Origin of the sequence: Streptosporangium vulgare (genome assembly GCF_042428775.1) — a bacterium.
GTDB lineage: Bacteria > Actinomycetota > Actinomycetes > Streptosporangiales > Streptosporangiaceae > Streptosporangium > Streptosporangium vulgare.
This window is the reverse complement of the sequence record NZ_JBHMBS010000003.1, coordinates 402,788-416,749: the sequence shown is the minus strand read 5'-3', so window position 1 is coordinate 416,749 and position 13,962 is coordinate 402,788. Positions and strand designations below refer to the sequence as shown.

General features: G+C 71.1%; 7 protein-coding genes. 4 read left to right on the top strand and 3 right to left on the bottom strand.

The genetic code is table 11. The features are described 5' to 3' along the window. Positions 1-14: 14 nt before the first annotated feature. From ACFFRH_RS08575 to ACFFRH_RS08565, 3 genes are all read right to left on the bottom strand, one after another. Positions 15-1,199 carry an amidohydrolase family protein gene (locus ACFFRH_RS08575; RefSeq protein ID WP_344746606.1) on the bottom strand — a complete coding sequence of 395 codons (1,185 nt, stop codon included), beginning with the start codon at positions 1,197-1,199 and terminating at the stop codon, positions 15-17. Positions 1,200-1,757: 558 nt separating this feature from the next. Next, complete coding sequence (locus ACFFRH_RS08570; RefSeq protein WP_344746605.1) at positions 1,758-2,741, bottom strand: Gfo/Idh/MocA family protein; 984 nt, start codon at positions 2,739-2,741, stop codon at positions 1,758-1,760. 116 nt (positions 2,742-2,857) lie between these two features. Further along, entirely contained in the window at positions 2,858-4,441 is a 1,584-nt protein-coding gene (locus ACFFRH_RS08565; RefSeq protein WP_344746604.1) for a peptide chain release factor 3, read from the bottom strand. Positions 4,442-4,693: 252 nt separating this feature from the next. On the opposite strand from ACFFRH_RS08565, the gene ACFFRH_RS08560 reads away from it, so the two are divergent. The 4 genes from ACFFRH_RS08560 (at position 4,694) to ACFFRH_RS08545 (ending at position 13,953) form a co-directional block, all read left to right on the top strand. After that, positions 4,694-5,455, top strand: a complete 762-nt coding sequence (locus ACFFRH_RS08560; RefSeq protein WP_344746603.1) for a PP2C family protein-serine/threonine phosphatase — start codon at positions 4,694-4,696, stop codon at positions 5,453-5,455. A gap of 604 nt (positions 5,456-6,059) precedes the next feature. Beyond that, positions 6,060-6,674, top strand: a complete 615-nt coding sequence (locus ACFFRH_RS08555; protein ID WP_386155439.1) for a hypothetical protein — start codon at positions 6,060-6,062, stop codon at positions 6,672-6,674. Between the two features lie 14 nt (positions 6,675-6,688). Continuing rightward, positions 6,689-8,848: an SPFH domain-containing protein gene (locus tag ACFFRH_RS08550; protein WP_344746600.1), complete on the top strand. Its 2,160-nt coding sequence runs from the start codon at positions 6,689-6,691 to the stop codon at positions 8,846-8,848. Then, positions 8,845-13,953: a DNA repair ATPase gene (locus ACFFRH_RS08545; RefSeq protein ID WP_344746599.1), complete on the top strand. Its 5,109-nt coding sequence runs from the start codon at positions 8,845-8,847 to the stop codon at positions 13,951-13,953. The genes ACFFRH_RS08550 and ACFFRH_RS08545 overlap by 4 nt, the downstream gene beginning before the upstream one ends. Positions 13,954-13,962 lie beyond the last annotated feature (9 nt).

Below are 13,962 nucleotides of genomic sequence, written 5' to 3'. Positions count from 1 at the left end.
CATCCGTGCCCGGGTCACCTCACCCGGACGCCCGCGCGGAAGACCGCCTGGACGTCCCGGAGCCGGTCGAGATCGTCGAGGGGGTTCCCGGTCACGGCCAGCAGGTCGGCGTCCGCGCCCACCGCGATCCGTCCCTTCCGGCCGGAGACCCCGCACGCCCGGGCGGCGAGGCCGGTCGCCGCCGTGAGTGCCTCCAACGGGGAAGGCCCCTCCGCGGTGAACTGGGCGATGGCGTACGGCAGCACGTCGTGCGGCTTGACCGGCATGATGCCGGCGTCCGTACCGAGCACGATGCGGGCGCCGAGCTTGTAGAGGGTCCTGAGGGCCTCGTGCACGGCTTCCACGCGCTTGGCGACCTCCGGCGGCAGGACGAGCGGTGAGTCGCCGGGGACGACTCCGATCGTCACGCTCACGAAGGTGTCGCTCTCGGCGATGGCGGCGAGCAGGGCGGGGTCCGCGTCGACACCGTCCGCGGTCACGAACGTCGCGTGCTCGATGCTGTCCACTCCCGCCGCCAGCGCGTCCCTGATCGCTTGCGTGCCGTGCGCGTGGGCGGCGACGGGCAGGCCGAGCCGATGTGCCTCGTCGACGACGACCCGCAGGTCGGCCGATGAGTACTGCGACTCGTGTGGCGGCGGCGAGCCCGGCGTCATGTTGCCGCCGCTCAGCATGATCTTGACCACCGCGCACCCTCGCTCGTGCCGCTCCCGTACCGCGGCACGCAGGGCGATGGCTCCCTCGGCCGCGCCGCCCATGAAATGGCAGTGACCGCCGGGCGTGGTGATCGGGGGCCCGGCGGCGAGGATCTCCGGCCCTCCTGCGGGGCGTCGCTCCGACTCCGCGCTCAGCGCCAGCGCCAGGTAGCCGCGGTCACCGAGGTCACGCACGGTCGTGATACCGGCCCGGAGCGCCCTGTCGGCCGCGGTCCGCATCCTGGCCAGCAGCTCCGCGTCGTCGGCGGCGATGAACGCGGCCACCGGGTCGAGGCCCGCGTCGAAGCCGAGGTGCACGTGGGGGTCGACGAGTCCCGGCATCAGGAAGGTGTCCGCGCCCAGGTCGATCAGGTCCACCCCGTCCAGCGGAAGAGCTCCCGTGGTGTCCACACCGGTGATCCGCCCGTTCTCCACGAACACCGTCGTGGGGCCGGACAGGTCCGTGCCGTCGAACATCAGTCCGGCGTGAATCGCGAGAGGTGTCATGGTCGGCAGGCTCCTGGAGGAAGGTGGCGTACGCGGCCCCCGTCCCGTTCCCCGGACGTCGCGGCTCTGGTGACGGCGGCGGGCACAACGACATCACGAAAGACCTGAGAGGCCCCTGAACCCCCCTGAGAGGAACCTGAGAAGGGCACCTGGAGAATCCTGAGCGGGGGCCGGCCTGTGGCGCCTCAGCCCTGGACTGGGTCCTGTCAGCGGCGCTTCAGCTACGGCGGCCCGCCCTGAACCGGCCTTCCCAGACGCTTCAGCGGCGGCGGGCCGACAGGGCCGCCGGAAAGAAAGCGACTACGGCCCGCACCCCCAACGGCCAGAACGCGTACAGCGGAGGTGGGCGGGTGTTCCGGCCGGCTTAAAAAAGCCCGCAACCACCACGCCCGAGCAGGCCGAAGGCCTGAACCACCAGAGCGCAACCAAACGGCCGGCCGGAGCACCCGCCCACCGCAGCGAGCACCAAGAACAACCCACCCGCATTTCCGGGAAACACCTCAGGCGTACGGAAAGGGAAACACCTCAGGCGTGCGGGAAGGAAAACACCTCACATGCCTAAGATTCGCCGGGAAAACGGACACCCACCTGCGAGCGGGCCTCGTCCATGATGCCCATCACGTCGAGGGTCGCCTGCCAGGGCATCAGCGGGCTCTCCAGCAGGCCCTCACGCAGGCAGCGCATGACCTCGGCCGCCTCGTGCAGCATGCCCTTCCCCTCGAAGGGGACGTGGAAGGTCTCCGGTTCGCCCTCCGTCGGGTGCACGGTGAACGTGTCGGGGCGGAAGAACGGGCCCGGCAGCTCGATCCGGCCGAGGGTGCCGGAGATGGACGCGGCGACCGGGCTGTGCGTGGTGATGCCGCAGGACAGCAGGGCGACCGCCCCGCTGTCGTAGCCGAGCAGCACACCGGTGTTCTCGTCCACCCCCTCGGGGGTCAGCCGCGCCCAGGATCGCACCCCGGTGGGGGCGCCGAGCAGCATGTGGGCGAAGGAGATCGGGTAGACGCCCACGTCGAGCAGGGCGCCACCGCCGAGTGCCGGGTTGCGGAGCCGGTGCTCGGGCGGGACGGAGACGGAGAACCCGAAGTCGGCGTGGACGGTCTGGACCGGGCCGATGGCACCGCTCTCGACCAGCTCCATGATCTTGCGGACGGCCGGGAGGCAGCGCGTCCACATGGCCTCCATCAGAAACAGGCCCCGCTCCCGCGCGAGGTCGACCAGCCTGGCGGCCTCGGCCCGGTTGAGGGTGAACGCCTTCTCGCACAGCACGGCCTTGCCCCCTTCGAGGCAGGTTCGTACGGCGTCGTGGTGGGCGTTCTGGGTGTTGGCGACGTAGACGATGTCCACGTCGGGGTCGGCGGCCAGTGCCGCCCAGCTTCCGTGGGCTCGCGGGATGCCGTGACGGTCGGCGAAGGCCCTCGCGGACTCCTCGGACCGCGATCCGACCGCGACCACCTCGGCGTCCGGCAGGAGCTTCAGATCCTCGGTGAAGGTCGCGGCGATGCCGCCGGTCGCCAGAATTCCCCACTTAATCGCGCTCATAACGACATATCTCACCACGAACGCCTGACGAGGAGGCCCCGAACACCCGGACCTCCCCGGCTCACCTCACCCGACCCGGCTCACCTCACCCGAGCCTCGCAAGGCTCGTACCCCCGTCAGCCGCGCGTATCGGCGAGCAGCGCGTTCAGCACCAGGTCGGGGTGATCGCGCATCACACCGCGCATGCGCCACTCGTCGGTGAACAGCGCCAGCAGGGCGCCGTCGAGCGAGCGGGTGAAGACCTCCACCCCGCGCTGGCGGGCCAGGAGCGGCGCCGACTCGGCGTCGGTGAGCCTGGCGATGCCGAAGTCGAGCCGGTCCATCAGGATCTCGGTGTTGAACTCGGCGGCCATCCGGTGCTTGACCACGTCGAACTGCATCGGGCCCACCGCGGCGAGCACCGGCGACTGGTCGCCGCGGACGTCGGAGCGGAGCACCTGGACCACGCCCTCGGCGTCGAGCTGCTCGATCCCCTTGCGGAACTGCTTGGAACGGCTGGAGTCGCGGACCCTGGCGGTGGAGAAGTGCTCGGGGGCGAAGCTCGGGATCCTCGGGAACTCGACGGGCGGGCCGTCGTAGAGCGTGTCGCCGGGACGCAGGGCGCTGGCGTTGACCAGGCCGACGACGTCGCCGGGGTACGCCTCGTCGATCGTGGCGCGCTCCTGGCCGAAGACCGACTGGGCGTACTTGGTCGCGAACGGGCGGGCGGTGGCCGCGTGGATGAGCACCATGCCGCGCTCGAACCTGCCCGAGCACACCCGGACGAAGGCGATGCGGTCGCGGTGCGAGGGGTCCATGTTGGCCTGCACCTTGAAGACCAGTCCGGAGAACGGCTCCTCCAGCGGGCGCGGGTCGTCGGCGACGTCCGGGCGGGGCGCGGGGGCGGGGGCGATGTCGACCATGGCGTCCAGCAGGCGGCCGACGCCGAAGTTGGACAGCGCGGCCCCGAACAGCACCGGGGTCGACTCGTGCGCCTCGAAGGTCTTCTGGTCGTGGTCGGCGCCGATCGCGGAGAGCAGGTCGATCTCGTCCTTGGCCCGCTCCCAGTCGCCGCCCAGCTCCGCCAGGGCCTGCTCGGCGCTCAGGTCGGTCTCGATGGCCTTGGTGGCGCCGCCGGGGGTGCGGGTGTAGCGGACGATCCGGTCGGCGGCGCGGTCGGCCACCCCGTGGAAGAAGCCGCCGGTGCCGATCGGCCAGGTGATCGGCGTGGGCTTCAGCCCGGTGCGCTCCTCGATCTCGTCCAGCAACTCCAGCGCCTCGCGGCCCGGCCGGTCCCACTTGTTGACGAACGTGATCACCGGGATGCGGCGGTGCCGGCAGACCTCGAACAGCTTCAGGGTCTGCGGCTCCATGCCCTTGGCCGCGTCGAGCAGCATGACCGCGCAGTCGACGGCGGCCAGCACCCGGTAGGTGTCCTCGGAGAAGTCGGCGTGGCCGGGGGTGTCGACCAGGTTGAACATGTGGCCGCGGTACTCGAACCGGAGCGCGGCGGAGGTGATGGAGATGCCCCGGGCCTTCTCCATCTCCATCCAGTCGGAGGTGACGCCGCGCCGCCCGGACTTGCCGTGCACCGCTCCCGCCTGGCTGATCGCGGAGGCGTGCAGTGCCAGCGCCTCGGTCATGGTCGACTTACCCGCGTCAGGGTGGCTGATCACCGCGAACGTGCGGCGGCGAGCCGCCTCCTGAATGATCGCGGCCATTACTGATCTCCTAGCGGTGCGTAAGGTGGGGTACTTCGGGCACAGTGCGGGGGCACTGCAGGGGCGCTCGGGTGGCACTGAAACCAGCTTACGCGCCACCACAGGTGTCAACAGATGTGGCAACACTTCCCCAGGCCGCTTGCGCCACCATGGTGTTAAGTGGATTGTGGAACATCTCGGTTCGCCCTATGCCCATCCCAACTGTCCGAAAGCGGCTCAGCTCGTGCAACTCGACGATCTAGTGATGTGCAGATGATCACGCTGCGGTATACGGCAGGTTCCGACGTCGGCCGGATCCGGCAAGGCAACGAGGACGCCGCCTACGCGGGCGCCCGGCTTCTCGCCGTCGCCGACGGGATGGGCGGCCACGTGGGCGGGGAGGTCGCCAGCTCGGCGGCGATCGCCACCGTCGCGTCCCTGGACCAGGAGTGCCCCGGCGACCTCGCCGCCGCCGCCGAGGCCGGGGTCCGCAAGGCCAACCAGCGCCTGCGCGAGCTGGTCGAGGAAGACCCGTCGCTCACCGGCATGGGCACTACCCTGACCCTGATGCTCTGGAACGGCTCCCGCGTCGCCCTCGCCCACATCGGCGACTCCCGCGCCTACCTCCTGCGCAACGGTGACCTGTACCAGATCACCTACGACCACACCCTGGTCCAGACGCTGATGGACGACGGCCGGATCACCGCCGAGGAGGCCGCCCGCCACCCGCACCGGTCGATCCTGCTGCAGGTCCTCGACGGCGGCGACAACCTGGAGCTCGACCTCTCCCTCCGGGACGCCGAGATCGGCGACCGCTACCTGCTCTGCTCCGACGGGCTGTCCGGGGTGGTCGACGCCGAGCAGCTCCGCCAGGTGCTCGCCGAGGTCGACGACCTCGACGAGGTGACACGTCAGCTGATCGCGCTCGCCTGTGACGCGGGAGGTCCCGACAACATCACCTGCGTGGTCGCCGACGTGGTCGAGGGGGAACTCTCGGACACCCCGGTGGTGGTCGGCTCGGCCAGCCCCTCGTAGCCTCTCCCCGCCCCCCACAGCCCTTCGCGGGAAGCGCCTCTCGTGGGAAGAATCCAGCCTCTCGCGGGAACCGGCCTCTCGCGGGAACCGGCTTCTCGTCGTGGGCGATCCGGTACGCGGTGGGTTCTGGTCGTCGCCGGGGACAACGGCTATCGTCGGAGATCCGCGCTCCTCGCCGAGCACAGCTCCGGAGGGATGTTCCTCATGTACAAGGAGTTCGCCATCGAGGCGATCGTGTGGCTCATTCCCGTCGTGATCCTCGTCGGGCTCGCCTACATGATCACTCGCCCCGCCTGACCCGCCGGGACGGCTCTCCGGGACGGAGCCGAGGACGTGGGGCCCGCCCCCCTTCGCTCCCGTTCCTCCGCTTCTCCATGCCCTGACTCCGCCGGGCTCCGCGCTCCCCTGTCTTCAGCCCCTCGCGCCCCGGACGGCGCCCGGGTGAGGCCCCGCGTACCGGCGGCCCCCGCCGCCGAGAAATTCATGCCGATATTTTTCCGTTTTGGGAACTATTCCCTTTAACTGAACTTTATCTGTATATAGTCACCCACACGTGCTCGGGGGAGCGCGTTCCGATATGCCAGCAGGGGGATCTCACACGCCGATGGGCCAGTTCGTCGATGCCGCGTTGTCTTTTCCGACCGTCCTGTTCACGTTCCTGCTCCTGGTGATCATCGCGTACTGGGTGCTCGTCGTGTCCGGGGTGTTCGGGTTCGACGGCGGCGGCGACGGTGACGGGTCGGAGGCGACAGGGGCCACCGGCCTCCTGAGCGGTCTGGGACTCGGCGGAGTCCCGGCCGCGGTGGCCGTCTCGCTGCTGGTCGTCGTCGCGTGGTTCGCGAGCCTCGTGGGCGGCACGCTGTTCACGAGCACCCCCGCCCTGGTCGCCGTACTGGTCGCGGCACTGGTCTGCGCCTGGGCGTGCACGCGCCTCCTCGTCCTGTCACTGCGGCGTCTCGTCCCGAAGGAGCGCGTCCCCTCCCGCGCCGACTTCGTGGGCCGCATGTGCGTCATCCGCACGCGCCGCGTCGGCCGCGACTTCGGCCAGGCCGAGGTCACGTCCGCCGACGGCTCCTCCGCTCTCGTTCAAGTACGGCAGACCGGCGATGAGGTTTTCGCCGCCGGCAGCGTCGCCCTGATATTCGCCTATGACTCCCCCGGCGAGTTCTTCTGGGTGACGCCGTACGACGCGGAACTCGACCCTGATCGTCCTATATAACCGAGGGACCACTTTTGGACGTCATCTCCACCGGGCTCGGCATCCTCCTCGCCGTCGCCCTCCTCGTCGTGATCGCCGTGCTCTTCATGATCAGCCGGCTGTTCCACAAGGTGGAACAGGGCAAGGCCCTGATCATCTCGAAGATCAACAAGGTCGACGTCACCTTCACCGGGGCCGTCGTGCTGCCCGTCTTCAACAAGGCCGAGCTGATGGACATCTCGGTGAAGACCATCGAGATCGCGCGTACCGGCCGTGAGGGCCTGATCTGCCGCGACAACATCCGCGCCGACATCCGCATCACCTTCTTCGTCCGCGTCAACAAGACCGTCGAGGACGTGGTGAAGGTCGCCCAGGCCATCGGCACCGCGCGGGCGAGCGACCAGGAGACGCTGCAGGAGCTGTTCAACGCCAAGTTCTCCGAGGCGCTCAAGACGGTCGGCAAGCAGCTCGACTTCGTGGACCTCTACACCCAGCGCGACCAGTTCCGCGACCAGATCATCCAGGTCATCGGCACCGACCTCAACGGCTACAGCCTCGAGGACGCGGCCATCGACTACCTGGAGCAGACCTCGCTGCTCTCCCTGGACAAGAACAACATCCTCGACGCGCAGGGCATCAGGAAGATCACCGAGCTGACCGCCATCGAGCACGTACGGACCAACGAGTTCCAGCGGCGCGAGGAGAAGGAGATCACCCGCCAGAACGTGGACGCGCGGGAGGCGATCCTGGAGCTGGAGCGCCGCCAGGCCGACGCGGAGACCAAGCAGAAGCGCGAGGTCGAGACCATGCGCGCCCGCGAGGAGGCGGAGACCGCCAAGGTCCAGGCCGAGGAGCGGCTCAAGGCGCACGCCGCGCACCTGCGCACCGACGAGCAGCTCGGCGTCCAGCAGGAGAACCAGGCCCGCGAGATCGCGGTGGCGGCGAAGAACCGCGAGCGGGTCCTCGCCATCGAGACCGAGCGGATCGAGAAGGACCGCCTGCTGGAGGTCATCGCCCGCGAGCGCGAGACCGAGCTGTCGCGCATCTCCAAGGACAAGGAGCTGGAGGGCGAGAAGCGCTCCATCGCCGAGGTGATCCGTGAGCGGATCGTGGTGGAGAAGACGGTCGCCGAGCAGGAGGAGAGCATCAAGCGCCTGCGCGTGGTCGAGGAGGCCGAGCGGACCCGCCAGGCCGTGATCATCCAGGCCGAGGCCGAGGCGCAGGAGAGCCTGGTCAAGGACATCAAGGCGGCCGAGGCCTCCGAGGCCGCGTCCAAGCACCGGGCGCGCGAGGCGCTGGTGCTGGCCGAGTCGCGGCAGCAGGCGGCCGAGCTCGACGCCCGCGCCAAGATCCGTCTCGCCGAGGGCGTCCAGGCCGAAGCCGCCGCCACCGGTCTGGCCGAGGTGCAGGTACGCGAGCGGGACGCCGCGGCGATCGAGAAGGTCGGCCGCGCCGAGGCCGCCGTCGAGCGGGAGAAGGCGCTCGCGGTCGCCGAGGGCGAGCAGGCCAGGGCCCACGCCGCGGCCACCGCGGTGCGCGAGAGGCTGAAGGCCGAGGCCGAGGGCGAGCAGGCGATGGCGCTGGCCGCCGCCGCGACGGTCGGCGAGAAGCTCAAGGCCGAGGCCGAGGGTCTCACCGAGAAGGCCGCGGCGATGGCCGCGCTCACCGACGCGACCCGCGCCCACGAGGAGTACCGCCTGCGGCTGGAGGCCGAGAAGGAGATCCGCCTCGCCGGGGTGAACGTCCAGCTCAAGATCGCCGAGGCGCAGGCCTCCGTGGTGTCGGCCGGACTGTCCAAGGCCAACATCGACATCGTCGGCGGCGACACCGTGTTCTTCGACCGGCTGATGAGCTCGATCACCATGGGCAAGGCCGTGGACGGCTTCGTGGAGAACTCCGACGTCGCCCGCACGCTGGCCGGCCCCTACCTGGACGGCTCGGCGAGCCTCCCCGCCGACCTGGGCAGGGTCTTCGGCTCGATCGACACCGCCGACGTGCGGAACCTCTCGCTGTCCGCGCTGCTGATGAAAATGATCAAGGAAGGCGGCCCCGACGCGGACAGGCTGCGCGGCCTGCTGGGCGAGGCCCAGGCGGCCACCACGACCGAGCTCCCCGTCGCCGCGCTCGGCACCGCCGGCGCCGGTGGCCACGCCGGCAACTCCGCCGGCAACTCCGCCGGTTCCGCCAAGCAGTGACGTCCTCCACGGCGGAGGCCGTCACCGGCGCCCCCGGCGAGGGGGCGGGGCTGGACGCGGGCACCTACGAGGTGCTCCGCGCCCGGCTGGCCGAGCAGGCCGCCGAGCTGGCCCGGCAGTCCGACGCGCTCAACGCCGAGCGCCTGGCGGTGTTCGGCGGGGCCGAGCTGCGCCTGGTCGGCACCGAGCGGATACGCACCGAGAACAACTGCGTGCCGCGCGACATCGTGTCGGTCGGCGGGCTCATGCTCTTCGGCTACAACGTGTTCATCGGGATGAAGCCGGAGACGACCGTCGAGGACGTCTTCTCCGTGCACACGTTCGTCCGGGACGGCGGGAGCGGCGGGGAGAGCGGGAACGCGTTCCGGTTCGACCCCGCGCCGATGTTCCGCGACCCGCGCTTCGAGCGGGACTTCGCCGAGCTCTACCGGTACTACCGGGAGACCCGGCTGCTCCAGCTCCGCCGCGTCGAGGGCAAGATGCTGGCCGTCTTCCAGACCGGCCCGCAGGACACCCGCGTGCTGCGCTGGCAGGTCGGGACGGACGGCACGCTCTCCTACATCGACGACCGGGGGGAACGCGACCACACGTTCCCGCCCTCGCACGACTTCGAGTGGGTCCCGGCCACCCGCGACGACCACGTGATGGGCCGCCACCCGCACATCTCGATCGAGGGCGAGGTGTTCGTCGAGACCGTCGGCGGCGACCTCACCATCAAGATCGAGAACAACACCGAGACCGGGGAGGGCGTCTACCGCGAGCCCGTCGCGGAGCCGCTGCAGAGCCTCGCCGACGCGGAGGTGCACCACGCCAGGATCGGCCCGCTGATCCTGCTGCGGGTGCGGCCGTACAAGGAGCCCGAGTGGCGGCACCTGGTGTTCAACACCAGGACCAAGGGCGTGATCCGCCTCGACGGCATCGGGCAGGCCTGCCAGCGCCTGCCCGAGGACCAGGGGATCATCTTCCCGGGCGGCTACTACCTGTCCACCGGGGTCAGCAAGACGTTCGACACCGACGTGTCCGAGCTGGAGTTCGAGCGGGTCATCCGCTCCCCCAACGGCGAGGACGTGCTGTACGTCTTCCACGCCCGCGCCGAGGGGCGGTCGCTGCTGCTGCCGTACAACGTGATCCGCAAGCAGGTGGAGACACCTCTGTCCTGTCACGGGTACTCGCTGTTCGACGACGGCACGCTGGTCGTCTTCAGGGCCACCTCCGACGAGCCCACCCGCGTGCACCCCATGCAGGTCTGGCAGACGGCCTACCAGTCGGACGTCTACGCCGCGGGGCGGCCGACCGGCACCGGGCCGCTGGAGCGGATCGGCAACGCGGAGCTGGTGCGGGGCATCTCCGACTGCCTGTCGGTGGCGCGGATGGTCGACGAGATGGCACCGTCCGTCCCGGTCTTCGAGGCGCTGATCGCCTCCTGCGCCCGGGTCTTCGACCACTACCACTGGCTGGGCGAGCACCGGCTGCGCGGCCCGCTCGCCGACCTGCGGGCCACCGCCGAACAGGTGCTGGACGAGTTCGAGAAGGTCCAGTCGCTCACCCGGCAGGCCGCCGAGGCGCTGGAGGCCGCCGCCGCCGAGGTCACCACGCTCGTACGGCACGCGCGCGGCGAGGCGCCCCGGTCCGCGCAGGGGTGGGTCGACCGGCTGGCGGAGCTGCGGCGCTCACAGGGACACCTGGTGACCCTGCGCGAGCTGCGCCACGTCGACACCGCCAGGATCGACGCGCTCGACGCGGAGCTCGCGGCCGAGCTGGACGGCACCGCGCAGCGCGCGGCCGGGTTCCTGCGGGGCGACGACGCCTTCGCCGGGTACCACGCGGAGGTCGAGCGGCTGGTCTCCGACGCGGGCGCCATCGCGACCGTGGCCGAGGCCGGGCCGATCGGCGAGCGGCTGGAGCGGCAGGCCCGGGGCCTGGAGATCGTGGTCGAGGTGGTCGGCACGCTCGACATCGCCGACGCCACCGTGCGGACCGCCATCCTGGAACGGGTCGGCGAGGTGCTCGGCGGGGTCAACCGCGCCCGCGCCACGCTGGAGGCCCGGCGCGGGGAGCTGCTGGCCGGTGAGGGCCGGGCGGCCTTCGCGGCCGAGTACGCCCTGCTGGGGCAGGCGGTCACCGGGGCGCTCGCGATGTCCGACACCCCCGAGCGCTGCGACGAACAGCTGGGCCGCCTGATGCTCCAGCTGGAGAACCTGGAGTCGCGCTTCGCCGAGTTCGACGACTTCCTGGGGCAGCTGGCCGCCAAGCGGGAGGACGTCTACGAGGCGTTCTCCTCGCGGCGCCAGGCGCTGCTCGACGAGCGGGCCCGCCGCGCCGACCGGCTGGCCGACTCCGCGACCCGCATCCTGTCGAGCGTACGGCGGCGGGTGGCCGGGCTGGCGTCGCTGGACGAGGTCAACACCTACTTCGGGTCCGACCCGATGGTGCTCAAGCTGAAGGGCGTGGCCGGGGAGCTGCGCGCGCTGGGCGACCAGGTGCGCGCGGAGGAGCTCGAAGGCCGGATCAAGTCCGCCCGCCAGGAGGCGGGCCGTGCCCTGCGCGACCGGCTCGACCTCTACACCGACGGCGGGGAGACGATCCGGCTCGGCCGCCACCTGTTCGCGGTCAACACCCAGCCGGCCGACCTCACCCTGGTCCCGCACGAGGACCGGATGGCGTTCGCCGTCACCGGGACCGACTACCGCTCCCCGGTGCGCGACGCGGCCTTCGAGGACACCCGGCCGTTCTGGAACCAGCTGACGGTCTCGGAGTCGCCGGAGGTCTACCGGGGCGAGCACCTGGCCGCCTCGATCCTCGCCGCCGCCGAGTCCGGAGCCTCTGTCTCCTTGGAGGCGCTGCACGAGGCCGCGGTGACCGACGGGGAGCTGCTGGGGATCGTCCGCCGGGTGGCGGAGACCCGGTACGACGAGGGTTACGAGCGGGGCGTCCACGACCACGACGCCACCGCGATCCTCCAGGCCGCGCTCCGCCTGCACGCGGGCGCGGGCCTGCTCCGCTACCCGCCCGCCGCGAGGGCCGCCGCCCAGCTCTTCTGGGCCTTCGGCACCGACGAGGCCACCCGGGCGGCGTGGACCACCCGGGCGGCGTCGCTCGCGCGGGCCCGGGCCCTGTTCGGCGGGGTGGAGGCGGTGGAGGAGACCCGCGCCGCCCTCGGCTCCGCGATCGCCTCCTTCGACCGGGGCCTGCACGGCGACACGGGAGACGAGAGCCTTTTCGAGCTGGCCGGGGAGTATCTCTTCGAGGAGCTGCCGGGCAAGCCGTTCGGGTTCGTGACGAGCGCGGGGGCGCGGTCGCTGCTCGACCGGTTCGACCGGGCGCTGGGGCCCGCGCGCGGGGAGTTCGAGGACGACCTGCGGGCGCTCGGCGACGACCTCGCCGCGCGCCACCGCCTGGCCGAGGCGTGGCTCTCCGCCTTCGACCTCTCGACCTCGCGATCGGCTCCGGGATCGGCTCCGGGATCGGCCTCGTGGTCTGCTCCGGGCTCCGGCCCGGGAGTGGGCATGGGAGTGGGAACGGGTTCCGGGCCGGAACCGGGAGCCTCGGGCGCGGGACGGACTCCGGAGGCCGGACGGGCTTCGGGGGCCGGACGGGCTTCGGGGGCCGGATCGGCGGAGCTGGTGGAGGCGGTGGCCGTGCTGCTGTGCGAGGTGCCGCGGCACGACTCCTCGGCGGCGCTGACCGTCACGGTCGAGGGGCTGCTCGGCGCGCACCCCCGCGTCTCCGGGCGCGCGATGGAGCTGCGCCTGGACGAGTTCCTCGCCAGGACCCGGCACTTCCGCGACCACCGCGTCCCCGCGTACCGCGCCTACCAGCGGCGGCGCAACGAGCTGGTCGCGGCCGAGCGCGAGCGGCTGAGGCTGGAGGAGTTCCGGCCGAAGGTGATGACCGCCTTCGTCCGCAACCAGCTGCTCGACGAGGTCTATCTGCCGCTGATCGGCGACAACCTGGCCAAGCAGCTCGGCGCGGCCGGAGACGCCAAGCGGACCGACCAGATGGGCATGCTGCTGCTCATCTCCCCGCCGGGCTACGGCAAGACCACCCTCATGGAGTACGTGGCCAACCGGCTCGGGCTGATCTTCGTCAAGGTCAACGGCCCGGCCCTGGGCCACCTGGTCACCTCGGTGGACCCGGCGCAGGCGCCCGACGCGACGGCGCGGCAGGAGATCGAGAAGATCTCCTTCGCGCTGGAGATGGGCAACAACGTCCTGCTCTACCTGGACGACATCCAGCACACCTCCCCCGAGCTGCTGCAGAAGTTCATCTCCCTGTGCGACGGCCAGCGCCGGATGGAGGGCGTCTGGGAGGGGAAGACCCGCACCTACGACCTGCGGGGCAAGCGCTTCGCGGTCTGCATGGCGGGCAACCCGTACACCGAGGCGGGCAAACGCTTCCGCATCCCCGACATGCTCGCCAACCGCGCCGACGTGTGGAACCTGGGCGACGTGCTGTCGGGGCGGGACGAGCTGTTCGCGCTGAGCTACATCGACAACGCGCTCACCTCCAACCCGGTCCTGTCGCCGCTCTCCACCCGCGACCGGGGCGACATCCGCCTCCTGGTACGGCTGGCGCGCGGCGACTCGGGAGTGCGGGCCGACCAGCTCTCCCACCCGTACTCCTCGGTGGAGCTGGAACAGGTCCTCGCGGTGCTGCGCAAGCTGCTGCGGATCCAGCGGGTGGTGCTGGCCAACAACCAGGCGTACATCGCCTCGGCCGCCCAGGCGGACGCGTCGCGGACCGAGCCGCCGTTCCAGCTCCAGGGCTCGTACCGGAACATGAACAAGCTCGCGGCCCGGGTCGTCCCGGTGATGAACGACGCCGAGCTGGAGGCCGTGATCGACGACCACTACCTCGGCGAGGCCCAGACCCTCACCTCGGGCGCGGAGGCCAACCTGCTCAAACTGGCCGAGCTGCGCGGCACCATGACCCCCGTACAGGCCGCGCGGTGGGCCGAGGTGAAGGCCGCCTACCTGCGGTCCCAGGCCCTCGGTGGCGCCGAGGACGACCCGATGACCCGCGCGGTCGGCGCGGTCGGCCTGCTGGCCGACCGGGTGAGCACCGCCATCGAACACGCCGCCGACCGCCTGTCCCCCGAGCCGTGACGTCTTAGT

Excerpts from the sequence above, each read along its gene's own strand:
- ACFFRH_RS08575 (WP_344746606.1), bottom strand. The coding sequence starts at position 1,199 with ATGACACCTCTCGCGATTCACGCCGGACTGATGTTCGACGGCACGGAC.
- ACFFRH_RS08570 (WP_344746605.1), bottom strand. The coding sequence starts at position 2,741 with ATGAGCGCGATTAAGTGGGGAATTCTGGCGACCGGCGGCATCGCCGCG.
- ACFFRH_RS08565 (WP_344746604.1), bottom strand. The coding sequence starts at position 4,441 with ATGGCCGCGATCATTCAGGAGGCGGCTCGCCGCCGCACGTTCGCGGTG.
- ACFFRH_RS08560 (WP_344746603.1), top strand. The coding sequence starts at position 4,694 with ATGATCACGCTGCGGTATACGGCAGGTTCCGACGTCGGCCGGATCCGG.
- ACFFRH_RS08555 (WP_386155439.1), top strand. The coding sequence starts at position 6,060 with ATGGGCCAGTTCGTCGATGCCGCGTTGTCTTTTCCGACCGTCCTGTTC.